The following is a 24051-nucleotide window of genomic DNA, read 5'->3' on the forward strand; positions in this document are numbered from 1 at the left end:
AGGACGTCATGGCCGAGAAAACCCTGGACACCCTGTTCCACGACACGCTGCGCGACATCTACTATGCCGAGCGCAAGATCCTCTCCGCCCTGCCCAAGATGGCGCGGGGGGCGCAGGACCCGAAGCTGAAGGAAGCCTTCCAGCTGCACCGCGAGCAGACCGAAGGCCATGTCGAGCGCCTGAACCGGGTGTTCGAGATCATCGGCAAGACCCCCCGCGGCAAGACCTGCCCGGCGATCGACGGCATCATCGAGGAAGGCTCGGAAATCCTTGAGGAATACAAGGGCGCCCCGGCGCTGGATGCGGGCCTTCTGGCGGCGGCGCAGGCGGTGGAGCATTACGAGATCACCCGCTACGGCACGCTGCGGACCTGGGCGAACCAGCTGGGGCTGAAGGAGGCCGTCAGCCTGCTGGAGCAGACGCTGGAGGAGGAAAGCCAGACCGACGAGCAGCTGACCCAGCTGGCGCAGACCGCGGTGAACGCGGCGGCCGAGATGGCGGGGTAGGGCGGAACCCGCCCCTGACTGGCGAAGGCCATCGCCTTCGCCACAGTGCAACGCTTCCCCTTATCCCGGCCGGGACCATAAGTCCCGGCCAGCGCCCGCCCCGCCCTCGGCGGGCGCTTCTCGCCCGCCGGGTCGGGCGCTGGCCTCCCGGGTTATGTGCTGCCACCGTCTCCGGGTGCAACCGCCGCGCACGGGCGGGGCGAGGCAATGCCTCGCCTTGTCCCGCCCGACCAAGCGTCGCCTGCTCCCCTCACCTCCACCGCGGTGCCGGTTCCGCCGGCAGCCGCTGGTGGAAGCCGCAGTTGCCGCAGGGGCCGGTCAGTTCTCCGGTATGGCCGCAGTTGCTGCAGCAGCCGGTCTCGCCCTCCTCGCCCCGCTGAGCGCGGAACTCCACCGGCGGCACGATCGGCAGGCCCGGCTGCGGCGGGTCGGCGCAGAAGACCGAGACCTGGCCCGAGGGCTCCAGATAGGCCCGCCGGATCGAGCCGAGGTTTTCCACCCCCCGCAGCCGCAGCAGCTCCATCAGCTCCAGGCTGCCCATCTTCAGCTGGCTCAGCCCGCCGGTCTGGATGGTGCCGTCGCGCACCACCTCGACCGGGTGGCCGTCGATCAGCCGCTTGGCCAGCCGATAGCGGCGGATCGCCATGTCGACGATCTTGTCGAGGAAGACCACCACCAGGATCGCCAGCATGGCGTGCAGGAGCGGCACCTCGGGGATGAAGAGCGAATCCCCGACGGCCGAGCCGAGCGCGATCACCAGCAGGAACTCCACCAGCGACAGCTGCGAGATGCTGCGCCCGCCGATCCAGCGCAGAAGCAGCATGGTCCAGGGCCAGATCACCAGAATGCGGAAGACGATCTCCAGCAGGAACAGCGGCGGCTCCTCGCCGATCAACATGCGCTGCCAGTCGAAGGCGGTGATCTGGTCCATGGCGGTCCTGCGGTGTCGGGGCATGGCTCAACGCCGCAGGGCGCCGGACGTTCCGCGGGGCCGGTGGGAACAACAGCGGCCTCCCGTGCGTTCCCTTGGGAACCACAAGGAAGGGAGGCCGGCATGTCTGCGCCACAAACCAATCTGGAGAAGCAGCGGCGGCGGCATTGGGCGCCGCTTCTGGGCATCGCGGCCGTCACGCTGTTCGCGCTGGCGGTGATCGTCTACTGGCTGATGGAGGAGGCGGCGAATTCCGATCCGCCGCCGCCCGCCGGCACCGATGCGGGCACCGTCGAGGAACCGGCGCAATCCACCATCCCCGCCGAGACCATCGAGCCCGAGATGCAGGTCGGCGAGCCCGGCGACACCGGCGCCGCCCCGCCGCGCGACCCGGTGCAGCAGGAAACCGTCCCGGCGCCGGACACGCCCGAAGCGCCGGCGGAATAGGCCGATGCTGCCGGAGATCAGGACCCACCTGCGCACCGTCGCCCTGTCCGGCCTGGCCGCTGCGGTCCTGGCCGGGGCGGGGCTGGGGCTGATGTCGGCGGCGGAGAACGGATCGTTCCTCGCGCCTCTGAACGCCACCAGCCACTGGCTGTTCGGCGCCGAGGATGCGGCGCGGCCCGGCCTGCGGGCGGGGCCGACCACGGTCGGGCTGGCCACCCATGTCGCGGCCAGCCTGTTCTGGGCCGCGGTGATGGCGCTGGCGCTGTGGCGCTGGCGGATGACCCGCCCCCTGCCGCTGATGGCGGCGGGGCTGGCCACCGCGGCGCTGGCGGGGCTGATCGACTACGGCATCCTGCCGCGGGCGCTGTCGCCCGGCTGGCATCTGGTGCTGCCGCCGGCGGCGGTGGCGGCGGGCTTCGCCTGTCTGGGGCTGGGAGCCGGGGCCTGGATGGCGCGCGAGGCTCCGGCCGAGCAGTCGCCGCCGCTGTGATCAGCCGGCCAGCGGGATCATCTCGGCCACCGAGGTTGCGCCGAGATCGGCCATGATCATCGCGCGCGCCCGGCTGACCCGGCTCTTGATCGTGCCGACCGGGCAGCCGCACAGCCGCGCCGCCTCGTCATGGCTCTTCTCCATCAGGAACACCACCACCAGCGCCTCGCGGTAGGGGTCCGGCAGGCGGCGGATGGCGGCGAGCAGCTGGGCGCGGCAGATGCCGAGGTCGTGGGCCGGCTGGCAGACCGTCTCCGCATCCGGCTCCCCGGCCTGTGCCCGGCGGATGCGGCGCAGGTCGGACCGCAGGCTGTTGCGCATGATGGTGAAAAGCCAGGCCCGCAGGTCGGTGCCGGGGGTGAAGCCGGAAATCCCGGCCAGGGCCTTGACCAGGGTGTCCTGCACCAAGTCGTCGGCGGCGTCGGACTCGTGCATGAAGCTCCGCGCCAGAAGGCGCAGGGAGGGGATCAGTTCGAGGATTTCATCCGTGGTGTTCCCGCCCACCCCCTGCCGGGACATCCGCCGCTCCCCCTTTTTGCCGATAGCATCCAAGGCGAAACCCGCAACCCGGCGATCGGTTCCCGCCAGGGTTGAAATTTTCTTGGATGGGCCGGGGCTCAGTCGGCCTCGCCCGTCTCCGGGGTCCGGCCGGCGGAGGCCGCGATGCGCTGGCGCTCCAGCGCCTGTTCCAGGGCAAGGGCGAGGCTGCGCAACCGTTCGGGAACCGGCTCGGCCGCCACGGCATCGAGCAGCTGGCGGGCGCAGGCCCGCAGGGCCTGGGTTTCGGCATCGTCTGCCGTGTCGTCCTCCCCGATTGCGGCAGGGGACTTTTCGTTGCTGAACATTGCGCCCTTCCAAATCGGCAAAGGTCCGTCGGGACAGTATAGATCGGTCCGGGCGGGATAGACCAGCCCGCCCGGACCACATTGCGGAAACAGTCTTTGCGTCCCCCGCCGCGCCGGCTGCGGGCGGCGGGTGCGGGTCTCAGCTGCCGCGGACATGCAGGTGGTTCTGCACATCGGCGACGCCCGCCGAGTCCCGGGCGCAACGCTCGGCCGCCTGCTTCATCCGCTGCGACCCGACATGGCCGTGCAGGGTGACCAGACCCTCCGAGACGGTGACGAGGATGCCGCGGGCGTCGATGGTGTCGGCATCGGTCAGCCGGTCGCAGACATCCTCGCGGATGCGGTCGTCGCTGCGCCGGTAGCCGCGGGGGCCGAGCCCGCGGAAGCCGCCGTCGGCGGGACCCCGCGGCGGCAGGCCGGGATCGGCGCCGCCGCCGCGGCGGCCATACCAGTCCTGATCGTCGTAATGGCGCTGGTGCCGCACGAAACCGTAGGCATGGCCCTCGTCCTGCCGGGGGGTGTAGTCGTCATGCGCCCGGCCCGGCGCCCTGTCCTGCCCGCTGTCCAGCCCCCGCATCCGCTGGGCGGGCAACCGGAGATCGAGATCCTCGGGGTAACCGAACCTTTCGCGCCGCGGCCCGAAACGTGACTGCGCCATGTCCTGCTCCTGCTGTCTGTCATGGTCCAAGGCAGGAGGAACCGGGCAGGGGAAGGAATGTTCCGGCGCAGGAGGCGGCCGTGGGTCAGATCATGTAGCCGCGGCCGTTGCGGCAGAATTCGTATTCCAGCCGGGCCAGCAGCCAGTCGGACAGGCCATGGGGCGGGCAATCCTCGACCTCGCGGATCGCCTCGACCAGCACCGCCTCAATCAGCCGGTCGGCGGCGGCGCTGTCGTGGACCAGCTGGCACGCCAGCACCCGCAGCTGCGGGATCAGATCGCAGGGGCCGGGCAGGGGAACGGCCGGCCGGGCCTGGCCGTGCAGGTCGGCCAGCAGATCGGCGGTGGGGCTGGGCTTGCGGTGCAGGCTGGCGTGCTTCAGCCGGACCGGCAGCGCGCTGGCCGGCAGGCCGGTGTGGAACAGGAACGGCCGCTGCCGGGCCTGGAACCTGTCGGCCAGCGGGAAGGACAGTTCCTGACCGACCTCGATGTCCAGGATCGCCGCATCCGCCCGGTCCTCGATCCGCAGCGCCGCCCCGACCGAGGAGAACGGGCCGATCACCATGTCGCCCGAGCGGCGGATCTCCCGCGCCAGCTGGCCGGCCAGCAGGAGGTCGCCCTCCAGCACCAGGATGCGCAGCCCCTCGCCGGGGCGGGGAGCGGCATCGCCGGACTGGCTTTCGCCCGGCGGAGCGGGCAGGCCCTTGGACGAGGGTTCGATCGCAAGGCGGTTCAGCGGATCAGGTGCCGGCCGGTTCATCGGTCCTCCATGGCCGCGGTCCGCGGCATGTCAGGGCGCCGGAGCGCGGGCGGGGACAGTGAGGTGACCGGCCATGCGGAAGGGCGCGGTCGGGAAAGCATGGCGGATATGGCCCCGGCGGGGGCTCTTCGCAACAGCGGAAGGCGGAAGCCCCGCAGTCATGGGCGGAGTCTTGCTAGCCCGAGACCGCGAAGCCCAGGAAGATCGCCGCCACCAGCAGGACCAGCACCACGACGCCCAGCAGGACGGGCGATACCGGCGGCGACACCGGAGGCAGCACGGGGGGCTCTCCGGGCTGCGGCATCGCTTCGCCGGCCGGCGGAGGCGGCGGTCCGGGGGCGATCTTGTCCTCGGTGCCGCGGACGGGCGCCGCCGGATCGGGCGGGATTTCCGTTGCGGCGGTCCGCGGCCGGGCGGCGATGTCTTCCTCGCGCGGGGTGGTCGGGGGTTGGGCCATGTCTTGGGTCCTCCTTCACAGTCGGGCGACCAAGGCGGCAAGGCCGGGGTCGCCGATGACGGAGCGGGCCTCGCCCGCGCCGATCCACAGTCGCTCGCGTTCCGCCGCCTCCTTCCACTGGGGAAGCAGAAGCCCCACCCGCAGCGGAAAGACGGTGACCTGCACCGGCACGGCGACCGGCGGGCCGGCGGAGCCGGGCGGAGTTTCCAGCAGCTTGTCGTAGCGGTAGCTGCCCAGGGGAACCGGCCCGGTGGTGCCGTAGACGCCGGCTTCCTCCATCGCCTCGATCTCGGCGGCGCGGTCCGGGGCGCAGCCCGCCATCGGCCAGCCCTTGGGGATGATCAGGCGGCGGGTGCGGCGGCTGGTCACCAGCAGCACCTCGGTCCGTCCGCGCTGCTGCCGCCAGGGCAGGGCGGCGACCTGGAGTGCGGGCTGCCCGCTGTGCAGCGCCCTGCGGATCATCCTCGCCTTCGCGCCCATCGGTCCGGTCAGCCCCCCATCGGGGCGGCTTCCTGCGCGCGGGCGAGGAACTGCCGGGTGGTCTCGTCGAGATGCTCGCGCAGCCATTCTGCCATCGAAAGCTCTTCGGCGAGGTTGCGCTCGAAGGCCGCGATGGCGCGTCGGTCGCCCAGAAGCGTGGCGGCAGAGATCAGCACCCGGTAGGCGGCGATCTCCATCTGCTCGAAGGTGTAGCCGGCCATCGCGCCCTTCACCACCTCGTCGGCGGCGAAGAGCCCGCTCATCGCCTGGCTGGCGCCGGTGACCTTGCCGAGCGTGTCCTTCAGCAGCGAGGGGCCGCCGTCCGTCGCCTCCAGCAGGTGGCGCAACTCGCGGGCCTGCCGCTCGGTTTCGAGGATGTGTTCGCCTATGCGGGCGCGCAGGGCGGGATAGTCCTCCAGCCGGCCTTCCATGGCGCGCATCATGCTGAGCGCCTGTTCCTCCATCGCATGGGCGTCGCGGAGCCAGTCGAGATAATGCTTGCGGATGATGTCCATCATGCTGTCCTTTCCCCTGCGCCGGGGAAGGAAAGAGGGGCCGCAGCCCCTCTTTCCGGTTCCGCCTCAGCGCCGGCCGCGCCCGTAGGAGCGGTCGTCGTCATCGTCGCGGCGGCTGTCCCAGCCGCGGCGCGCCGCTTCGGCATGGCCTTCACGGTCGCCGAACCAGCCCTGCCCGCGCGAGGAACCGCCGCTGCGGTCGTCGTCGTAACGGCTGCTGCTGCTGCCGCGCCGGCCGCGGTCGTCGTCGTAGCCGCGGGAGGAGTGGCGGTCGTCGTCGTCGTAACGGCGATGCTCCCATCCCAGCCGGGCCGCTTCGGCATGGCCGCGCGAGTCGCCGAACCAGCCGCCCTGGCCGCGGTCGCGATCGTCGTCGTCCCGGCGCGAGGAATAGCGGCGGTCGTCGTCGTCATAGCGCGACGAAGCCCGGCTGCCGCCGCGGCGGTCGTCGTCGCTGGTAAAACGCCCGCGGTCGTCGCGCTCGCGCCCGCTGCGGTCGTCGTAACCGCCCCGCCCGCCGCCGGAGCGTCCGCCGCGGTCGTCGTCGCTCATGAAGCGGCCGCGGTCGTCACGCTCGCGCCCGCTGCGGTCGTCCGAGCCGCCGCGCCCGCCGCCATAGGAACGGCTGCCGCCGCGGTCATCGTCGCTCATGAAACGGCCGCGGTCGTCGCGCTCGCGTCCGCTGCGGTCGTCATAGCCGCCGCGTCCGCCGCCGTAGGACCGTCCGCCGCCGCGGTCGTCATCGCTGACGAAGCGGCCGCGCTCGTCGCGCTCGGGCATGTCGGAATATCTCGGCATCACGTCCTCCTTGATTGCCGTGTCTTCGGATGGCGGCGGGATCAGCCGCGCTGCGGATCGCGGTTGCGGTCCTGCTGGCCCGGCTGCTGCCGGTTGCGGTCGTTTTCCTGCTGCTACTGCTTGTTGCGGTCGTTCTCCTGCTGGGGCTGGCGGTTGCGGTCCTGCCCCTGACCGCCCTGCTGCGCGGGATTGTCCCGGCCGCCCTGGGTCTGGTTGCGGTCCTTCGGGTTGTTGTTTTGCTGGTTGGCCATGGGTCTTTCCTCCTTGGGAGAGCAGGCAGCCGCTCCATTGCGGCGTGCCCGGAATGAACCGCCGGCCCGGGGGGATGTTCCGGCGAAAAATGCCCGGATGCGGCGGGCGGGGCAAAGCGGCGGAACCCCGCCGGATGCGAAAGGGCGGCCCCCGAGGGGACCGCCCGCCCGTCCTGAAGCTGCGCCCGCATCAGTGGTGATGCGCCGGCATCTCCTTCAGCTGCTCCTTGGTCCAGGCGGTGACGCCGTGGACATTGCCGTTCTCGTCGCGCATCAGGTTCAACTGGTCGACGCTCAGCAGCACCGGCTTCGAGCCGATGCCGAGGAAACCGCCGACATCCACCACGACATCGGTCGTCGCGCCCGAGCCGTGGACATGTGAGATGGTGCCGATCTTGCGGTCGTCGGCGCCGTAGACCGGCGCGTTGGCAAGCACGGCTTCGTTCAGCTCCTGCCGGGTCAGCGGGGTGTGTTTGCTGTGATCCATGATGTTCTCCTCTGGGGGACCGGGATAGGCGGGTGAAAATGCCGCCGCGCAAACGGGACAGAAGCTCGTCTGCCGATGCGTCGGCCAGGGCGGGAAACCGGGAAAACCGCCGTGTTCTCCATACCGTTGCGCCCGGTTGACATGCCGGCGGCATCTTCACGCTGGAAACCCCCGGGCGCGCCGGGGGTTCCGCGCAGCGGCGGAGGATCGGCGGGTGCCCGCCGGGCCGCGCCTCCGCCGCCACCCCGGGAACCTTGCCGTGCGCCCGCGCATTGTGCCGCTGGCGGGGATCGTCCCGTCCCCCAGCCCGTCCCTCAGCCGGAGTCCGCATGTTCGACACCATGTTTTCCCTTCTCGCCGCCGAATTCCGCGATCCCTTCTCCGCCGTCAGCGCCGAGGTGGCGCTCTTGCGGCTGGGGGGCGCGGCGCTGCTCGGCGCCGCCATCGGCTTCGAGCGCGAGCTGCACGCCAGCTCCGCCGGGCTGCGCACCCATATCATCGTCGCGCTGGCCGCCTGCCTCTTCACCCTGATCGCGGCCGAGATCATGGCCCATGGCATCGGCGCCGGCGATCCGCCCACCACCGACCCGCTGCGCCTGATCGAGGCGGTGACCGCCGGGGTGGCCTTCCTGGCCGCCGGGTCGATCATCACCTCGGGCGGCCGGATCACCGGGCTGACCACCGGGGCGGGGATGTGGATGGCCGGGGCGATCGGGCTGGCCTGCGGCAGCGGCCTCCTGCCGCTGGCGATCATGGCGACGGTGCTGACGGTGACCGTGCTCTGGCTGCTGCGCCGGGTGTCGCGGCGGATCGCGGCAGAGGTCGCGGCAGAGGAGGACCGGCCCGGCGAGGCCCCCCGAAACGACCGTTGAACCCCGAGGAAAGGAGACCTGCCATGCCTGCGAAATCGAAAGCCCAGCAAAAGGCCGCCGGCGCGGCCCTGTCCGCCAAGCGCGGCGAGACGCCGAAGAAGGAGTTGAAGGGCGCCTCACGCGGAATGCTCGACAGCATGTCGGAGAAGGAGCTGGAGGATCTGGCCTCGACCCCGCGCAAGAAGCTGCCGGAGAAGAAGGGCGACACATGAAGAAAGACGGCCGGCCCCGCGGGGCCGGCCGCCTGTTTCGCGATCCTGGCGCAGCGCTCAGCCGCGCCAGCCCTCGGCCTCGTAGCGGCGGCGCAGGTCGGGCAGGACATAGGCGGAGGTCGCAGCCAAGGCATTCTCGACCGTGGCGCGCTGCTCTTCGGGGAAGCGCACGCTGACCGCGATGCCGCCGCGGCGGAAGGTTTCCGAATAGAGCGGCGCTTCCTCCTCCGGGATGCCGAGGTCCACCAGCGCGCCGATGGTGCCGCCGGCCAGCGCCCCGCCGGTCACCCCGGCCAGCGCGGGCACCAGCCAGCCCGCCGCCACCAGCGGGCCGAGGCCCGGGATGGCGATCAGGCCGAGGCCCGCCAGCAGGCCGGCGCCGCCGCCCAGGGCGGCCCCCATCGCGGTGCCGGTGGCGGTGGCGGGCGCCGGTTCGGCGACCTGCACCGGCTCGCCGGTCACCGGGTCGGTCTCGACCCGCATGTCGCGGTAGTCGCGCAGCGATTCGCCGCCGATGATCGAGGCCTCGACGCGCGGAATGGCCAAGGCGTCGATCCGGTCGACGGCGGCGGCGGCATCTTCGTAATTGGCGTAAAGTCGGGTGACGACGGGCATGTCGGTCTCCTTGTTCAGGGGGTTGAGGGCGTCAGGGCGTGATGACCACGTTGCCCCGGTAGTCGATGGCGAAGTCCACCGCGGTGCCGTCCAGCGTGCCGGTGCCGCGCCAGATGCCTTTGTCGTCCAGCGCCAGGCTGCCGATGCCGGTGATCTGCCAGGCCGCGGCACGGTCGCGCGCCTGCTCTTCGGTGAAGCTGTTGGCGCCCTCGAACGGCGCGCCCTCCTCGGGCTGGTTCGACTGCCAGTGCGGAGAACTGCACAGCGTCAGCCAGTTGTCGCGGGCGATGCCCTGTTCGGCGACCGTGATGTTGTCGATGGCGGCCCTCGCATGGTCGCGCGGGGCCTCGGTCAGGGTCAGGAAACCGTCGCCGTCGGCGTCCAGCCGGCCGAACTCGGCCTCGCAATCGGCGGTCGCGGCGGGTGCCGCGGGCTGGGCGGGGACCGGCGTCGGATCGGCTTCCTGCGCCGGGGCGGCGGCCGGGACGGCGGCAAGCAGCACAGCCAGAAGCGGCAGCGGGCGGAGGGTGGGCATGATGTCTCTCCTCGAATTTGGCCTCGAATTCGGCTCGGTCCTGCGAACCGGCGCGCGGCGGGATTGTTCCCGGCGCCGCGGAGGGACAGCGCCGGGGCAGGGCGGCTTGCCCCGGCGGAAATCTGCCGGGCGCGGGCCCCGGGGGGAACGCGCCCGGCGGCGGGGGGTTGGCCTGCCATTGCCCCTGAACGGCAGCCCTATGGAGGAAATGCCATGCAGAATGGCGACGATCCCAAACCCGACCTGCCGGTGACGCCGGAGCCGCCCGCGGCGCCCGACGTGCCGCAGGACCCGCCGGACTCCCCCCCGCAGGACCCGATGCCGGGCCGCCCGGGGCCGGATGTTCCGCATATTCCCGATGTCGGCGACCCGATGCCCGACCCCGACAAGCCCCGCGGGGCCGGGGATGAGACGGCGCGGACGGTCATTCCCGCGAAGCGGCCCTGATCCGGCTGCCGACAGCTTCCGAAAGGAGAAAGCCATGAGGAAGACATCTCTTGCATTGATGATCGGCTCGGGCCTCGCCCTCGGGGCGCCGGTGCCGGCCCAGGACCTGGGCGACATCATCTCGGGCGTGGCCCAGGGGTTGTTCACCCAGGAACTGGACCGCGCCGCCTATGAAGAGGCCCGCCGGGCCAACACCCTGCGGTCCTGGAGGGCCTATCTGCAGAAATTCCCCGACGGCGCCTACCGGGTGCAGGCCGAGCGCGCCATCGCCCGGCTGGGCGGCACGGTGACGGTGCCCGACGACCCGGAGCCCGGCACCAGCAGCGCCGCGGCGGTGGAGGCGCGGCTGGGGCTCAGCCGCGACCAGCGTCGGCTGATCCAGCGCCAGCTGACCGCGCTCGGTTACAACACCGGCGGCGCGGACGGGCTCTGGGGCCGCAACACCCGCGACGCGATCCGCCGCTGGCAGGCCGCCAACCGGGCCGAGGCCACCGGCTACGTGACCGCCCGGCAGGTGCGGCTGATCGGCGAACAGGCCGGCACCCGCCCCGACATCGGCGACGATGCGGGGGCGGACGACCGGCTGGAGGAGCGCCTGCTGGGCCTGACCAGCGCCGAGCGGCGCGAGATCCAGCGGCGTTTGACCCTGCTGGGCTACAACACCCGCGGCGCCGACGGCGTCTTCGGCAGCAACACCCGCCGCGCCATCGCCGCCTGGCAGCGCGACGAGGGGCTGCGGGCCAGCGGCTACATCACCGCCGACCAGCTGCGCGAGTTGCGCCGCCAGACCGGCGCGAGTTGAGACATCACCTGAGGAAAGGAGTGCATCATGTTGCCCTGGCTTCGGATTTTTCTGGTTCACCTCTGGGTCGCCTGCGTGGCGGGCGCCGCGCTGACCGCCGGATTGGCGATGGGCTACGTCGGGCTTGCCACCTTCGTCTGGGCGGGGGTGGTGGGCTTGGTCCTCGGCATCCCGGCCGGCCTGCTGAACTGGGTCTGGCTGCGGCCCAACCGCTCGCGCCAGATCGGCTGGACCTGGCCGATCGCCGAACGCATCCGGCAGGCGGCCTGACGGGCCGCCTTTCGGAGCGGAACAAACCGGCGGCTCTCCGGTTCACTGCCCGATCCGGCCGGCCTTCCGCCCGGATGTGTCAGCAGAGGAGACCATGAGATGGCAAACGGACGCTACGACCAGACCCCTGACGACCGTCAACGCTACGACTGGCGCGACGATCGCGACGACCGGCAGCGCAACGAAGGCAGCCGGTTCCGCGACGAGGACCAGGGCTATGGCCGCCGCGAAGACTACGGCCGCGAAGCCGAAGGCCGCGACTGGGGCCGGGACCGCGCGGCCGGCGAGGGCCGGCGCGAATGGGACCCGGGCAATTACGGCGACCTGGAACGCAGCTACGAGCGCGGCGGCTACGGCGGCGACTATCGCGGCCGGGAACGCGGCGGCCAGGGCGGCGGCCAGGGCGACTGGGGCCGCGGGCAGGGCCAGTTCGGCAGCCAGTCCGGCCGGTCCGAATGGGGCCGCAACGAGCGGCAGGGCGGCGGCTATGGCGGCGGCTACGAGGGCGGCTATTCCGGCTATCCCTCCGGCCAGGGCCCCTATCAGCGCGGCGGCGGCCAGCGCTGGTCGTCGGGCGACATGGGGCAGGGCTTCGGCGGCACCGCCGGCTATTCCGGCGCCTACGGCCAGTCGGGCGCCTATGGTCAGTCGGGCGAGTCCCACCGCGGCAAGGGGCCGAAGGGCTATACCCGGTCCGATGACCGCATCCGCGAGGATGTGAACGACCGGCTCAGCGATGACGACATGCTGGACGCCTCGGACATCTCCGTCACGGTCTCGGACGGCGAGGTTACGCTGGAGGGCCAGGTCGACTCGCGCCAGGCCAAGCGCGCCGCCGAGGATTGCGTCGAGAATTGCTCGGGCGTGAAGCACGTGCAGAACAACCTGCGGGTGCGCGACAAGTCCGGCTCGTCCGGTTCGGGCAACGATCAGTCCGGCACCTCGGCCAGCGGGCAGGGCATGGGCAAGGCCCGGTCGAAGGACATCTGACCCTTTTCCGTGCGCGGGAAGGAAGCGGGCCGTTCGCGGCCCGCTTCTTTCATGTTCAGGCGCCGGCCACGCCGGCGCGGCCGTCGAGGAAGCCCTGCGCCAGCTCCGCCTCCGGCAGCAGCCGGCGCAGCGCCGCATGGGCCTCGGCCGCCGGGCGGGGATGGGTGAGAAACTCGTCATAAAGCCCCACCAATTCGGCGAAATCCCCGGTCTGCGGCGACAGCCGCAGCGCCGAGACCCCCGCCGCCGCCAGTACCGCGACCTGGCCCGAAGCGGTGGTATGGGCATGGCCGAGCGTCTGCACCCCGTTCACCACCAGGAAGCTGCGGCCGTCCAGCGTCTCCACCGGGCGGCCGTCCGGGTCCTCGCCGCAGACGAACTGGCAGCTGTCCTTGGCGCGGTCGTGCAGCCGGGCATGGTAGCACCGGCCCGAGATCGCCAGCGGCGCGCGGCCATGGCCCCAGACCTCCACCGCCACGCCCGCGGCCTTCCCGGCCTCGGCCAGCCGGGCGACCGAGGCCAGCGGCAGTTCCGGCGGCAGGCAGATGCGGGTGGCGCCGCGGGCGGCCAGCCAGTCCAGCGTGCCCTCGTTGTAGACGTTGACGGTGGGGCCGACCCAGAACGGCGCGCCTTCCGGCAGGTGGCGCAGCGCGGACAGGTCGGCGATCTCCACCGGCAGGCCGGCGGCGAACAGGTCCTCGGTCTGGCGGCGTTCGCGCTTCAGGGTGATCAGGGCCAGGGTGGACAGCGCCACCTCCTTGCCCGCCGCCTTCAGGCAATCCACCGCGCCGGGGATTTCCGGCTGCCAGAACGGCAGCCGCTTGGAGCAGACCCATTCGCCGATCACCACCCTTGCCACGGGGGTCTTCGCCAGCGAACGGTAGAACTCCGCCACCTGCGCGGCGGTCCAGAAGAAGGCGATCGGGCCGATGGTCAGGTCCATGCTCATCTCCAGGTCTTGGCATAGGCGCCGGTGGTGGCGGCCTGGCCTTCGGTCAGCTTCGCCAGCAGCCCCTCGGGCATCGGCTCGCCGCGGTCGGCGGCCTCCACCGCGGCGCGGAAGGCCCGCACCACCTGCGCGACATAGGCGCGGCTGCGCTGCCGCCCCTCGATCTTCAGCGCCCGCACCCCGGCCTTCTGCAAGGCCGGGATCAGTTGCGTGGCGTCCAGCGAGGCCGGGTCCTCGAAGATGTGGCCGGTCTGGCGGTTGCCCCTGCCGTCGTCCGAGGTGAAGCAGCCCTTGCACAAAGTCGGATAGGGCGCGGGCGCGCCTTTCGGCGTGCGGTGGATCAGGAAGCCGCCGAGCCGCGCCTCCTGCTGGCCCGCCACCTCGGCATAGGCGACATGGCTGGCGGGCGAGCAGACGCCGTTCATGTTGGGCGACAGGCCGGTGGCATAGGAGGACAGCGAACACCGCCCCTCGGCCATGACGCAGAGGCCGCCGAAGACGAAGACCTCGGTCTCGATGTCGATCTCGCGGGTGATGGCGGCGATCTCCTCGACCGACAGCACCCGGGGCAGCACCACGCGGCGGATGCCGAAGGTCTGAGCATAGAAGTTGATCGCATCGGGGTTGGCGGCGGCGGCCTGGACCGAGAGATGCAGCCGCAGGCCGGGATGCGCCTGCGCTGCATGGGCGATCAGGCCGAGGTCGGCCAGGATCACCGCATCCGCCCCCGCCGCATGGGCATCGGCCACCGCGCGGTGCCACAGCGCCTGCTCCCCGGCGCGCGGGAAGGTGTTGATGGCGACCAGCACCTTGGCGCCACGGGCATGGGCGTAGGCCACGCCCTCGGCCAGTTCCGGACGGCTGAAGTTCAGGCCGGGGAAGTTGCGGGCGTTGGTCTCGTCGGCGAAGCCGCAATAGACCGCATGCGCGCCTGCATCAACCGCCGCTCGCAAGGAGGCGGGGGTTCCCGCCGGGCAGACCAGTTCCATCATGGCAGGGCCTCCTCCCGGGACAGGGCATAGCCGCTCTGCCGCGCCGCCAGCGCCGAGGCGCTGCGCAGCCAGGCGCCGAACCGCCCGGCAAGGGCCGCCAGTTCCGCGGTCAGGTCCAGTTCCGCATCGTCCAGCGCATTGCGCAGCGCCAGCACGGCCGAGGTATCCCCGGCGATCTCCAGCGCGCCCGAGAAGAACAGTGCGTCGCCGTCCTCCACCCCGTGCAGCATGGCGAGGAAGGCCGAAAGCCGGCCGGTGATCGCGGCGTCGTGGGCGGGGGCCTTGCCGCGGCGGTGCGCGGTGATCCGCCGCGCCTGCGGCTCCATCAGCAACAGCACCGGGCCGTCGGTCACGTCGATCAGGAAGCGGGCGGCCTGGTAGGGGCCGAGCCGCGACAGGATCGCGGGCTTCTGCGCCGCGATCCGGCGCAAGAGCGCGGTCAGCGCAAGGCCCAGCATCCGGGGCGCGAAGGGCGGGGGCGGCAGCCGCGACAGCAGCGGCGGCAGGGGGCGTGGGTCGGTCATGGCCCCGGTTCTAGGCCGCGAATTCCGCCCGCCGTTTGACCGATGTCAATCCATGCTGCGAAAGCGGTGCCTATGGTCTGCGGCAATCCGACCCATCCCTGCCCCCATCCATCCTCCCCGGAGCCGCCGATGCGCAGCCTGCCCCCGTTCCCCGACCTGCGCGCCTTTCTCGGCTGGCTGGAGGGGCAGGGGGACATCGCCACCATCGCCGCGCCCGTCAGCCTGCGCCACGAGATGACGGCGGTGCAGCTGGCCGCCCTGCGCCGCGGCGGTCCGGCGCTGCGCTTCACCGGCCACGACGGGCCGGCGATGCCGGTGGTGGCCAACCTCTTCGGCACGCCGGCAAGGGTGGCGGCGGGCCTGGGCCTGCTGCCCGAGCAGGTGCCGGAGTTCGGCGCCTTCCTCGCCGCCCTGCGCAGCCCGGCCCCGGTGGAGGGGATGCGCGACGCGCTGGCGCGCTGGCCGATGCTGCGCGCGGCGCTGTCGGCGCGGCCGAAGGTGCTGCGGCACGGCCCGGTGCAGGAAAGCGAATTGCCGGGGCTCGACGCGCTGCCGGTGCAGACGCCCTGGCCCGAGGATGCCGGGCCGCTGATCACCTGGCCGGTGGTGATCACCCGGCCGCAGGGCTCCGCCCCCGGCGATCTGGCGCATTACAACCTCGGCGTCTACCGGGCGCAGGTGCTGGCGCCCGACCGGCTGATCCTGCGCTGGCTGGCGCATCGCGGCGGCGCGGCGCATCACCGGACCTGGGCGCGGGCGGGCGAGCCGATGCCGGTCGCCATCGCCCTCGGCGCCGATCCCGCGACGCTGCTGGCCGCCGCGCTGCCCTTGCCGGAAACCGTGTCGGAACTGGGGTTCTCCGGGGTGCTGCGCGGCGCGCGGACGGAACTGGTGCCGGCCCGAACCGTGCCGCTGATGGTCCCCGCCCGGGCCGAGGCGGTGATCGAGGGCTGGGTCCACCCCGGCGAGACCGCGCCGGAAGGCCCCTTCGGCGACCATACCGGCTATTACAACGCGATGGAGCCCTTCCCGGTGCTGCGCGTCTCCGTCCTCACCTGCCGCCGCGACCCGCTTTACCTGACCACCGTCACCGGCCGCCCGCCGGACGAACCTTCCGTCATCGGCGAGGTGTTCAACGACCTCGCCCTGCCGGTGATCCGGGCGCAGATCCCCGAGGTGCGGGACCTCTGGCTGCCGCCCGCCGCCTGTTCCTACCGCATGGCGGTGGTGAAGATCGACAAGCGCTACCCCGGGCAGGCGCGGCGGGTGATGATGGCGCTCTGGGGGATGCTGCCGCAGTTCTCCTATACCAAGCTGGTCATCGTGGTGGACGGCGAGATCGACATCCGCAACTGGGACGACATCGCCTGGGCGCTGGCGACGCGGATGGACCCCGCCCGCGACGTGATGCTGCTGGACCGCACGCCGATGGATTACCTCGACTTCGCCTCGCCGCTGGAGGGGCTGGCGGGCAAGCTGGGGATCGACGCCACCACCAAGATCGGGACCGAGACCGCCCGCGACTGGGGCCGCGAGATGCACCTGGACCCGACGCATCAGGCCCGGGCCGAGGCGCTGCTGGCGGGGATCGGGCGATGAGGGTGGTGCTGGGGGTCTCCGGCGCCTCGGGCGCGGCGCTGGCGCTGGATTGTGCGCGGGCGCTGGCCCGGGCGGGGGCCGAGATCGATCTGGTGCTGTCGGCCATGGCCGAGCGGACGCTGGCCGAGGAGGTCGGGCCGGGGGCGCAAGGAGAGCTGGAGGCGATGGCCGCGCGCGTCCATCCGCGCGGCGACATGGGGGCGGCGATCGCCTCCGGCTCCTGCCCGGTGGCGGGGATGATCGTCGCGCCCTGCTCGATGCGCAGCCTGGCCGCCATCGCCCACGGGCTGGACGACAATCTGCTGACCCGCGCCGCCTCGGTCCAGCTGAAGGAGCGGCGACCGCTGGTGCTGCTGGCGCGCGAGGCGCCGCTGACGCTGGCGCATCTGGACAACATGCGCGCCGCGACCCTGATGGGCGCTGTGGTGCTGCCGCCGGTGCCGGCCTTCTACCTGCGCCCGGCCTCGCTGGCCGAGGCCACCGCCCAGATCGCCGCCCGGGCGGTGGACCTGCTGCGGCTCGGCCCGCCGCAGGCGCGGGCCTGGGGGGCGTAGCCGCCGCCCGGGTCCCGGGCTAGGATGGCCGGCATCGCAGCAGGGGAAGCGCCGATGCGCCAGACGCCCGACCGCCGCGGCCCGGCCACGCTGGTCTTGCATGCCGGCCCGCACAAGACCGGGACCACGGCCTTGCAGCAGGCGCTGGCGGGGAACGCCGGGCGGCTGGCCCGGCTGGGCATCCTTTACCCGCAGGCGGGACGGCTGGGCGCCAGCCATGCCGGGCTGGCCGAGGCCTGCCGCACCGGCGATGCCGCGGCGCTGCGCGCGCTGGCGGAAGAGGCGGCAGGCTGGCGGGCGGTGGTGCTGTCCAGCGAGAACTTCTCGATGCTGGACGGCCGGGCGCTGGCCGCGCTGCGGGCGGTCTTCCCGCGGGCCGAGGTCCGGGTCGCCTATGCGCTGCGCCCGCTGGCGATGCTCTGGCCGGCGCATTGGGCGGAACTGGTGAAACATGGCGAGGCGGCCGGCTTCGACGGCTATCTGGCCCGGGTCGCGGCGCGGGACGACATGCCCTTCCGGGCGCCGGTGCTGCCGCTGCGGCAGCTGGAGCGGCTGGCGGAAGTCTTCGGCCGCGAGGCGCTGCGGCTGACGCTGCACGGGGGACAGGACATCGGCCCCGCCTTCATCGACGACCTGCTGGGGCTGGGGCAGGAGGCGCCGCATTTCGCCACCCGCCGGGTGAACATCAGGCCCGACGACCGGCAGATCGCGCTGGTGCGGCTGATGAACCTGCAACTGGCCGGCCGCGGCGGCTATGCCCGCCAGCAGGCGCTGCGGCAGGCGCTGCTGGAGGCGCTGCGGCTGAGCCCGCCGGACTGGCTGGAGGATTTCGACGCCGCCCTCGGCCGGGCGCGGCGGCTGGTGCTGACCTCCGCCCATCCGCTGGTCGCGGCGGAGGAGGCCGCGGTGGCCGGCCGCTACGGCGACCTGCTGGACGACCCCGCCCCCTGTCCGGCGCCGGCAGAGACCGCCGTCCCGTTGCTCGACCCCGGCGACCTGCCGCCGCCGCTGCGGTCGGCCATCGCCGCCTTCATCGACGGGCTGCGGGCCTGACCTTGGTGATCAGGATGTCGGCGACGCAGGCGCAGGTTCCGGCGGTGCAGGTCACCGGCGCGGCGGGCAGGGCGATCTCGCCGCCCAGCCGGCCGATCTCGCCCCCGACCGAGCAGACGGCGCGGGTGATGCTGCCGTCGCCCTTCACCCGCAGCGATTCCAGCCCGGCGTTGCAGAGATAGCCCTGCCAGCGGTTCTCTCCGCGGATGACGAATTCGTTCGCCCGCACCCGCTGCGGCGGCGCGCCCGCAGCTTCCGCCGTCATCGTGCCGCGCGGCATCGCCCCCTGCGCCGGGCCGGTGGCGGGCAGGCCGGCCTCCATCGCCGCCAGCTGGCCGGGGCTGTAGTCGAACAGCACGTCGTCGAAATCCACCCGCAGCGGCTTCAGCGTGATCGAGGCCGAGGGCATCGCCTCGCGCAGCGCCCGCGCCTCGGCCAGGGTGCGGTCGAAATGGTCGGGGCGCATGGTGACGTTGATATGGACCGGCATTCGTTCGGCCAGCAGCCGCCCGACCGCGCGGAAATGGTCCAGCTCGGCGAATTCGTTGTGGTAGGTCAGGATCACGCTGTCCAGATGCGGCGCGATCCGCTGCCAGAAGCGCAGGGTGCGCGAGGCGTTGGAGATCAGGCTGACCGAGAAGCCCCGTTCGGTCGCCGCCTCCAGCAGGGGGATGATCCGCGGATGCATCGTCGGCTCGCCGCCGGTGAACTGCAGCCAGACCCGGCGGCCGCGGTGATGCACGTAATGCCGGTGCAGCCGGTCGTAGAAGGCCAGCACCGCCTCGGCCGGCTGCCAGCGCAGCGAGCCGTCGTGCAGCGCGGCGGGGCAGTAGCTGCAGGCATAGCTGCAGCCGTTGCCCAGCATCCAGTCCACCAGCACCGTGCGGGCGTGATCGGCATTGCTATGCTCGATCAGGTCGAAGGTCCGGGGGGCAGGGGCATCCATCGGGCGAACCGCAAGGCAAGGTCGGGGGAAGCTGATTGGTCCGGCCCCCAGAATATGCTAGCCTCGCCGGTATTGAAACATGCCTTCCTTGTCGCCTTGGCGAAGGTTTGCCCCCCGGGATCGGATCATGCGCTGTGCCAGCCTTGTCCCGTCTGCGCTGCGCGCCGCCTTGCCGCTGATCCTGCTGCTGTGGCTGGCCGGGGCGGCGGCGGCGCAGGACCGCTGGGCGCTGGTCCTGGGCGTGTCGCGCTACGACAGCCCGCAGATCGCGCCCTTGCAGAACACGCTGAACGACGCGCGCACCATCGCCGCGGCGCTGAACGACATGGGCTTCAAGGTCTATTACCTCGAGAACGCCGCCCGCGCCGAGGTCGAGGGCGCGATGGACCGCATCGCGCGCGAACAGGCGGGGGCCGAGGTCGGGGTGTTCTACTTCGCCGGCCATGCGGTGCAGCTGGAGGGGCAGAACCTGGTGCTGCCCTCCGACATCCGCCCGGTCAGCGGCGAGGCGCTGCGCGGCAGCGCGGTCTCGGTCAACGACCTGGTGGCAAGGATGAGCGCGATCGGCACCCAGAGCCTGGTCGTCATCCTCGACGCCTGCCGCAACTCGCCGCTGCCGGGCGAAAGCGCCAGCGGCACCGGGCTGGCGCTGGTGGATGCCCCGGCCAATACCATCATCGCCTATGCCACCGCGCCGGGCGCGGTTGCCTTCGACGGCGCGGGGGCGAACAGCCCCTATACCGCGGCGCTGGCCTCGGCGCTGCAGGGGGCGGAACAGGACTTCCGCGACGTGCTGCGGCTGGTGCGGGCGCGGGTGCGGCTGGCCACCGGCGGGGCGCAGACGCCGTGGTATATCGACAACACCCGGGCGCCGGTGATGATCCGGCCGAAGCGCGACATCGCGCCCGAGGTGCTGGTCGAGATGGTGTCGGGCCGCGAGATCAGCCTCTCCACCACCGCCTGGCTGACCATCGCCGAAAGCGCCGACCCGCGCGACTTCGAGCAATATGTCGAGCTTTTCCCCGAGGACCAGCTGGCCGACATCGCCAAGCGCCAGATCTCCGAGATCGAGGAGGGCGAGGCCCCCGCCTTCCCGCTGATGGAGATCGAGGTGGAAGGCCCGGTGCGCGAGATTTCCGGCGGGCTGATGGCCCAGGTCACCGCCTGCGACATCCTGGCCACCGGCACCGGCGACAGCTGGGCGCTGGTCGAGCCGGTGCCGCACGACCTGGTGAACACCCGCGCCGCGCTGCGCGCCTGCATCGAGGCGGTGAAGGCCGAGCCGGGCAACGGCCGCCTGACCAACCACCTGGCCCGGGTGCTGCGGCTGGCCGGCCGCTACGAGGAGGCGCTGCACTACTACGAAATGGCCGCGGGGCAGGGCAATCCCACCGCCTACATGGGCATCTCGGCCTTCTACCGTCAGGGCATCGGCGTCGCGGTCGATCATGCGCGGGCCTTCGAGGCGGCGCGGAAGGCGGCGCTGCTGGGATCGCCCGACGCGCAGCTGACGACCGGGATCTTCTTCCGCGAGGGCTGGGGCGTGCAGCAATCCTACCCCGAGGCGATGCGCTGGATCGCGCTGGCGGTGCAGAACGCCGACCGCAACGCCTTCGTCGCCTATGGCGATTTCTACCGCAAGGGGCTGGGGGTCGAGGTCGACGATGCGCTGGCGGTGGACTACTACCACAAGGCGGCGGTGCTCGGCAGTTCGGATGCCGAGAACCTGATCGGCATGGCCTACATGCGCGGCAAGGGCGCCCCCCGCGACACCGACACCGGCATCGCCTGGCTGGTCCGCTCCAGCGACGCGGGCAATCCCTATGCCGCCTTCCAGCTGGGCCGCGCTTTCCAGGACGGCTGGGGGGTGGAGAAGAACCTCCGCACCGCGCTGGCCTATTTCCGGCTGTCGGCGCAGCGCAACTATCTGGGCGCCCATGTCCTGATCGGCGACATCCTGCGCGACGGCCTGCCGGGCGCGGCGCCGGACCTGCCCGAGGCCTATGCCAATTACATCATCGCCCGCGAGGCGGCGCTGCTGCGCGACACCCGCGACGCGAAGGACGAACTGGCCGATGCGCAGGAAAGGATCGCCGGGATGCTGCTGGCGATGACGCCGGAGCAGAAGGCCGCGGGCGAGCGGATCGCCGCGGACTGGATCGGCCAATACGGCCTGCTGGACTTCAACCTTGTCAACGAATGACCCCGGCCCCGCCGGCGGACGCCTGCGCGACTTCCCGGCGGTGTTCCTGTCCTACGACGAACCCTGGGCCGATGCGCATTGGCGCGACCTGCGCGCCCTGCTGCCCCATGCGGTGCGGGTCCATGGCGTCAAGGGGCTGGACGCCTGCCACAAGGCGGCGGCCGATGCCGTCGCCGGGGACTGGGTGGTCACGGTCGACGCCGATACCCGCCTGGGCCCTGCGCTGGCCGATGCGCCGGTGCCGCGGGCGCTTTTGACCGGCGACTTCCGGCTGGACTGGCTGAGCCGGAATGCCGTCAACGGGCTGTGGAGCGGCAACGGCTGCGTCAAGCTCTGGCCCAAGGCGCTGCTGCGCGAGATGCGGACGCATGAGGCGGCGGAGGGCGGGGCACCCTCGCTGGACCACGACATCGGCGGCATCCGGCCCGGCCGGTCGGCGCAGGTGACGATGCCGGAGCGCGATGCGATGACCGAGCCGGCGCAGACCGCCTTCCTCGCCTTCCGTGCCGGCCTGCGCGAGACGGTGTTCCTGCGCCGGATGGCCGAGGAGGTCGCCGCGCGGCGGGGCCTGCCCGGCTGGACCGCAGAGACCTCGGTCCTGCGGCTGATCTCGGTCTGGTGCAGCATCGGCCGCCATGCGCCGAACGGGCTCTGGCTGCTCTACGGCGCGCGGCTGGGGCTGGCGCTGCCCGGGCTGCGGCCGGGCTGGGACCCTGCCGGCGTCAACGACTACGACCGGATCGCCGACCTCTGGGCGGGGCAGGTGATGCCGCGCTACCTGCGCGGCGGCCGCGCCGATCCGGGCTGGAACTGGGAGCGGCTGGAGACCGACCTGCGGTCGATCGGGGCGGGGCTCGGGATCCCGCTGGCCGAATTCGACAGCGCCTCCTCGCGGCTGGCGGCGCGGCTGGAGCAGCTGTCGCCCGCGATCACCCCCTCCCGGGGCGACAGCGCGGGCTTCCGCCTGCAACGCGGCTCGCGCTCGGCCGAAGGGGATGCGGCGGCCCGCGGCCTGCTGGAGATCGCCGCGGCGCTGGACCATCCCGCCGCCTTCGACAACCTCGGGCGGCTGCACGCGGCGGGACGGATGGCCGGGGCGGATCCGGCGCGGGCGGCCTGGCTGTTCCGGGCGGCTGCGGCGATGGGCAACCCGCAGGCGGCGGGGCATCTGGCGGAGCTTCCGGCCGGGGTGGCCGCGGCTGCCCCTCCGGCGCGGCTGGCGCAGGACCTGCCGGTGATCCGCGCCGGTCCCGGCGGGGCAGGGGCCCTGCGCCGGGCGCTGCGGGCCTGCGCCGGCCCGCTCTGCCTGCTGCTCGACCGCGGCGTCCAGCCGGGCCCGGCCTTCGCTACCCATGTGCCCGATCCGGCGCTGGCGGCGGGCGGCCGCGTGCTCGGCTACATGGGTCTTTGCGCGGTGACCGGCCTGCCGCGGCCCGAGGGCATCCGGCTGGCCGCCCCCGAAGTTCTGGCCGAAGCGCCCGGCCGGCCGGCGGAGGCGGTGCTGCCGGTCGTCCTCGGCCTGCTGCCGGCGCCGGCCTCGGCCATGGAGGCGCTGCGCGGCGGGCTGCGGGCCGGGACCCCGCCGCTGCTGGCCGGCCTCGGCCGCGACGTCCGCTTCGGCGGCCACTGGGTGCTCGGCGCCCTGCTGGCGCTGGCCGGAGGCCCGCCCGATGCGGCCGGGATGCGGCGGCTGGCCGCCTTGCAGGGCGCGGGGCTGGAAACGCGGGTCGCCGCCGCGGCGCGGGCGGCGGCAGGACGGACCGGGCAGGAGGTGCCGGTCTGGACGGCGGAGGAAAGCCGGGCCCTGAAGGCGATGATCCCCGCCGTTCCCGCCCGGCCGCACTGGACCGCGGCGGCCGGGGGCCTTGCCGGGCTTGGGGCCTATGGTGCGGAGCGGGCCAGGGTGATGGCCGCCGCCGCGCTGGCGATCTGGGGCGCCGTCAGTCCAGCAGCCTGCCGATGAGGCCCGAGGACCGGCAGGTGGTGTTGTCGGCCAGCCGGGCGCTGTCGGTGGCGCCGAAGGCGGCCGAACTCACCGATTTGCGCCCGGTCTTCACCGACTGGTAGCTCAGCGTCACCCGGTGCCGCTCCTCGACCGCATAGCCGTCGCCCGAGGCCAGCGGCCGCAGCCGGATTTCCGAACGGGTGTCGACCAGGCGGACCAAGGGATCGTCCGGCGGCCGCTTGGCGATCAGCACCGCCTTGCCGGTCACGCCGGGAAACTCGGCCCGGTTGCCCAGGGCCACCTGCACGATGGTGCCGCAATCGACCAGCGCCGGGCTGGAGGAGCGCAGCCGCACCGATCCGTCGCGCAGCAGCGCCACATCCCCGAAACCGCCGGCCCGCAGCGCCCCGGCGATCTCGGCCGGGGTGGCGCGGGTGGCAAGGGTGGCGGACCCGACGGCGGCCGGCGGCCGGGTGGCGAGGCGATCCTCGCCGGCCATCGTGGTGCAGGCCGCCATCAGCAGCGCCGCGGCAAGGGCGGCAAGGGGGCGGCGCGGGATCGGCGAGGACATGTCCATCAATACATCCCCGCCCCGTTGCCCGCCCGGTCGCCCGACCCGGTTTGTGCCGGCGGATCGACCGCGGGCGGCACCGGCGCGACCTGACGCGGCGCCCCGGCCGAGCCGAGCAGGCCGAGCGCGCCGATGGCTTGGTCGACATATTCGCCGGCGGGATAGAGGCTGAGGTAGAGGTAATAGCCCTCGGGCGTGTTGGCGGCGACGGCGGCGTTCCAGGCGTTCGTCTCTTCCGGGCCGGCTGCGCCCGCGGCCGTGCCGCCGATCAGCGCGGCGAAGAAGACCCTCCAGAAAACCGCCAATCGGGAGACTGTGGCCATGGGATGCATCCCGTGCAAGGACTT

Annotated in this window: 33 protein-coding genes; 14 read left to right on the top strand and 19 right to left on the bottom strand. The window is 72.6% G+C overall.

What is annotated here, in order from left to right:
* The first annotated feature begins 8 nt into the window (after positions 1-8).
* Positions 9-506: a ferritin-like domain-containing protein gene (locus G5B31_RS11440; protein ID WP_165017579.1), complete on the top strand. Its 498-nt coding sequence runs from the start codon at positions 9-11 to the stop codon at positions 504-506.
* 250 nt (positions 507-756) lie between these two features.
* On the opposite strand, the gene G5B31_RS11445 is transcribed toward G5B31_RS11440, so the two are convergent.
* Complete coding sequence (locus tag G5B31_RS11445; protein WP_165017582.1) at positions 757-1437, bottom strand: DUF421 domain-containing protein; 681 nt, start codon at positions 1435-1437, stop codon at positions 757-759.
* A 123-nt stretch (positions 1438-1560) separates the two neighbouring features.
* On the opposite strand from G5B31_RS11445, the gene G5B31_RS11450 reads away from it, so the two are divergent.
* Positions 1561-1884, top strand: coding sequence for a hypothetical protein (locus G5B31_RS11450; protein ID WP_165017585.1), 324 nt, complete (start codon positions 1561-1563; stop codon positions 1882-1884).
* Positions 1885-1888: 4 nt separating this feature from the next.
* Complete coding sequence (locus G5B31_RS11455; protein ID WP_165017588.1) at positions 1889-2374, top strand: hypothetical protein; 486 nt, start codon at positions 1889-1891, stop codon at positions 2372-2374.
* Here the strand turns inward: G5B31_RS11455 and G5B31_RS11460 are convergent, their stop codons facing one another.
* The 10 genes from G5B31_RS11460 to G5B31_RS11505 all read right to left on the bottom strand — a co-directional run bounded on the left by G5B31_RS11460 (position 2375) and on the right by G5B31_RS11505 (position 7625).
* On the bottom strand, positions 2375-2893 hold the full coding sequence (locus G5B31_RS11460) for a sigma-70 family RNA polymerase sigma factor (protein ID WP_165017590.1): 519 nt from the start codon (positions 2891-2893) through the stop codon (positions 2375-2377).
* 98 nt (positions 2894-2991) lie between these two features.
* Positions 2992-3219, bottom strand: a complete 228-nt coding sequence (locus G5B31_RS11465; protein ID WP_165017592.1) for a hypothetical protein — start codon at positions 3217-3219, stop codon at positions 2992-2994.
* A gap of 139 nt (positions 3220-3358) precedes the next feature.
* Positions 3359-3877: a BON domain-containing protein gene (locus G5B31_RS11470; protein WP_165017594.1), complete on the bottom strand. Its 519-nt coding sequence runs from the start codon at positions 3875-3877 to the stop codon at positions 3359-3361.
* An 85-nt stretch (positions 3878-3962) separates the two neighbouring features.
* Positions 3963-4637 (bottom strand): histidine kinase, encoded by a 675-nt coding sequence (locus G5B31_RS11475; RefSeq protein WP_165017597.1) that lies wholly within the window; start codon positions 4635-4637, stop codon positions 3963-3965.
* A gap of 175 nt (positions 4638-4812) precedes the next feature.
* Positions 4813-5094, bottom strand: a complete 282-nt coding sequence (locus G5B31_RS11480; protein ID WP_165017599.1) for a hypothetical protein — start codon at positions 5092-5094, stop codon at positions 4813-4815.
* A 15-nt stretch (positions 5095-5109) separates the two neighbouring features.
* On the bottom strand, positions 5110-5556 hold the full coding sequence (locus tag G5B31_RS11485; RefSeq protein WP_165017602.1) for an NUDIX hydrolase: 447 nt from the start codon (positions 5554-5556) through the stop codon (positions 5110-5112).
* 26 nt (positions 5557-5582) lie between these two features.
* Positions 5583-6089, bottom strand: a complete 507-nt coding sequence (locus G5B31_RS11490; protein ID WP_165017605.1) for a ferritin-like domain-containing protein — start codon at positions 6087-6089, stop codon at positions 5583-5585.
* 66 nt (positions 6090-6155) lie between these two features.
* Positions 6156-6887 (bottom strand): hypothetical protein, encoded by a 732-nt coding sequence (locus tag G5B31_RS11495; protein WP_165017607.1) that lies wholly within the window; start codon positions 6885-6887, stop codon positions 6156-6158.
* Positions 6888-7000: 113 nt separating this feature from the next.
* Positions 7001-7138 (bottom strand): hypothetical protein, encoded by a 138-nt coding sequence (locus G5B31_RS11500; RefSeq protein WP_165017611.1) that lies wholly within the window; start codon positions 7136-7138, stop codon positions 7001-7003.
* A 190-nt stretch (positions 7139-7328) separates the two neighbouring features.
* Complete coding sequence (locus tag G5B31_RS11505; RefSeq protein WP_165017614.1) at positions 7329-7625, bottom strand: PRC-barrel domain-containing protein; 297 nt, start codon at positions 7623-7625, stop codon at positions 7329-7331.
* Between the two features lie 329 nt (positions 7626-7954).
* On the opposite strand from G5B31_RS11505, the gene G5B31_RS11510 reads away from it, so the two are divergent.
* On the top strand, positions 7955-8497 hold the full coding sequence (locus G5B31_RS11510; RefSeq protein ID WP_240904378.1) for an MgtC/SapB family protein: 543 nt from the start codon (positions 7955-7957) through the stop codon (positions 8495-8497).
* 23 nt (positions 8498-8520) lie between these two features.
* Positions 8521-8709 (top strand): DUF3008 family protein, encoded by a 189-nt coding sequence (locus tag G5B31_RS11515; protein WP_165017617.1) that lies wholly within the window; start codon positions 8521-8523, stop codon positions 8707-8709.
* Between the two features lie 57 nt (positions 8710-8766).
* Here G5B31_RS11515 and G5B31_RS11520 read toward each other — a convergent pair whose 3' ends face one another.
* Positions 8767-9324, bottom strand: coding sequence for a hypothetical protein (locus tag G5B31_RS11520; protein WP_165017620.1), 558 nt, complete (start codon positions 9322-9324; stop codon positions 8767-8769).
* 31 nt (positions 9325-9355) lie between these two features.
* Positions 9356-9859 carry a hypothetical protein gene (locus G5B31_RS11525; RefSeq protein WP_165017623.1) on the bottom strand — a complete coding sequence of 168 codons (504 nt, stop codon included), beginning with the start codon at positions 9857-9859 and terminating at the stop codon, positions 9356-9358.
* Positions 9860-10072: 213 nt separating this feature from the next.
* On the opposite strand from G5B31_RS11525, the gene G5B31_RS11530 reads away from it, so the two are divergent.
* The 4 genes from G5B31_RS11530 to G5B31_RS21195 all read left to right on the top strand — a co-directional run bounded on the left by G5B31_RS11530 (position 10073) and on the right by G5B31_RS21195 (position 12368).
* Positions 10073-10306, top strand: a complete 234-nt coding sequence (locus G5B31_RS11530; RefSeq protein WP_165017627.1) for a hypothetical protein — start codon at positions 10073-10075, stop codon at positions 10304-10306.
* A gap of 34 nt (positions 10307-10340) precedes the next feature.
* The gene (locus G5B31_RS11535) at positions 10341-11108 is read left to right on the top strand and encodes a peptidoglycan-binding protein (RefSeq protein ID WP_165017630.1); all 768 of its coding nucleotides are present in this window, start codon (positions 10341-10343) and stop codon (positions 11106-11108) included.
* 27 nt (positions 11109-11135) lie between these two features.
* Positions 11136-11378 (top strand): hypothetical protein, encoded by a 243-nt coding sequence (locus tag G5B31_RS11540; protein WP_165017193.1) that lies wholly within the window; start codon positions 11136-11138, stop codon positions 11376-11378.
* Between the two features lie 99 nt (positions 11379-11477).
* Positions 11478-12368, top strand: coding sequence for a BON domain-containing protein (locus tag G5B31_RS21195; protein WP_240904379.1), 891 nt, complete (start codon positions 11478-11480; stop codon positions 12366-12368).
* 55 nt (positions 12369-12423) lie between these two features.
* Here G5B31_RS21195 and G5B31_RS11550 read toward each other — a convergent pair whose 3' ends face one another.
* Genes G5B31_RS11550 through G5B31_RS11560 form a run of 3 tightly spaced genes read right to left on the bottom strand, consistent with a single transcriptional unit; the run spans position 12424 to position 14833 of the window.
* Entirely contained in the window at positions 12424-13311 is an 888-nt protein-coding gene (locus G5B31_RS11550; protein WP_165018049.1) for a U32 family peptidase, read from the bottom strand.
* Positions 13312-13313: 2 nt separating this feature from the next.
* Positions 13314-14306, bottom strand: a complete 993-nt coding sequence (locus tag G5B31_RS11555; RefSeq protein ID WP_165018052.1) for a peptidase U32 family protein — start codon at positions 14304-14306, stop codon at positions 13314-13316.
* A complete protein-coding gene (locus G5B31_RS11560) occupies positions 14306-14833 on the bottom strand; it encodes an SCP2 domain-containing protein (RefSeq protein WP_165017633.1) in 528 nt (175 codons plus the stop codon). The genes G5B31_RS11555 and G5B31_RS11560 overlap by 1 nt, the downstream gene beginning before the upstream one ends.
* Positions 14834-14962: 129 nt before the next feature.
* On the opposite strand from G5B31_RS11560, the gene G5B31_RS11565 reads away from it, so the two are divergent.
* From G5B31_RS11565 to G5B31_RS11575, 3 genes are read left to right on the top strand one after another with little or no spacing between them, the layout of a single operon-like run.
* Positions 14963-16432: a UbiD family decarboxylase gene (locus G5B31_RS11565; protein WP_165017636.1), complete on the top strand. Its 1470-nt coding sequence runs from the start codon at positions 14963-14965 to the stop codon at positions 16430-16432.
* Positions 16429-16986 (top strand): UbiX family flavin prenyltransferase, encoded by a 558-nt coding sequence (locus tag G5B31_RS11570; RefSeq protein WP_165017639.1) that lies wholly within the window; start codon positions 16429-16431, stop codon positions 16984-16986. Before G5B31_RS11565 ends, G5B31_RS11570 begins: the two co-directional genes overlap by 4 nt.
* Before the next feature lie 54 nt (positions 16987-17040).
* Positions 17041-18039: a hypothetical protein gene (locus G5B31_RS11575; protein ID WP_165017642.1), complete on the top strand. Its 999-nt coding sequence runs from the start codon at positions 17041-17043 to the stop codon at positions 18037-18039.
* Here G5B31_RS11575 and G5B31_RS11580 read toward each other — a convergent pair.
* A complete protein-coding gene (locus G5B31_RS11580; RefSeq protein WP_165017645.1) occupies positions 18017-18985 on the bottom strand; it encodes a radical SAM protein in 969 nt (322 codons plus the stop codon). The two genes, G5B31_RS11575 and G5B31_RS11580, sit on opposite strands and share 23 nt — an antisense overlap.
* A 127-nt stretch (positions 18986-19112) precedes the next feature.
* Between G5B31_RS11580 and G5B31_RS11585 the strand changes: the two genes are divergently transcribed.
* Entirely contained in the window at positions 19113-21188 is a 2076-nt protein-coding gene (locus G5B31_RS11585) for a caspase family protein (RefSeq protein WP_165017648.1), read from the top strand.
* Complete coding sequence (locus G5B31_RS11590) at positions 21175-23151, top strand: hypothetical protein (protein WP_165017651.1); 1977 nt, start codon at positions 21175-21177, stop codon at positions 23149-23151. Before G5B31_RS11585 ends, G5B31_RS11590 begins: the two co-directional genes overlap by 14 nt.
* On the opposite strand, the gene G5B31_RS11595 is transcribed toward G5B31_RS11590, so the two are convergent.
* Both G5B31_RS11595 and G5B31_RS11600 read right to left on the bottom strand, forming a co-directional pair.
* Positions 23129-23710: a hypothetical protein gene (locus G5B31_RS11595; RefSeq protein ID WP_165017654.1), complete on the bottom strand. Its 582-nt coding sequence runs from the start codon at positions 23708-23710 to the stop codon at positions 23129-23131. The genes G5B31_RS11590 and G5B31_RS11595 overlap by 23 nt on opposite strands.
* Positions 23710-24027 (bottom strand): hypothetical protein, encoded by a 318-nt coding sequence (locus tag G5B31_RS11600; RefSeq protein ID WP_165017656.1) that lies wholly within the window; start codon positions 24025-24027, stop codon positions 23710-23712. Before G5B31_RS11600 ends, G5B31_RS11595 begins: the two co-directional genes overlap by 1 nt.
* Positions 24028-24051: the final 24 nt, after the last annotated feature.

Origin of the sequence: Rhodobacter sp. SGA-6-6 (assembly GCF_011043545.1) — a bacterium.
In the GTDB taxonomy this organism is placed as follows: domain Bacteria; phylum Pseudomonadota; class Alphaproteobacteria; order Rhodobacterales; family Rhodobacteraceae; genus Pseudogemmobacter.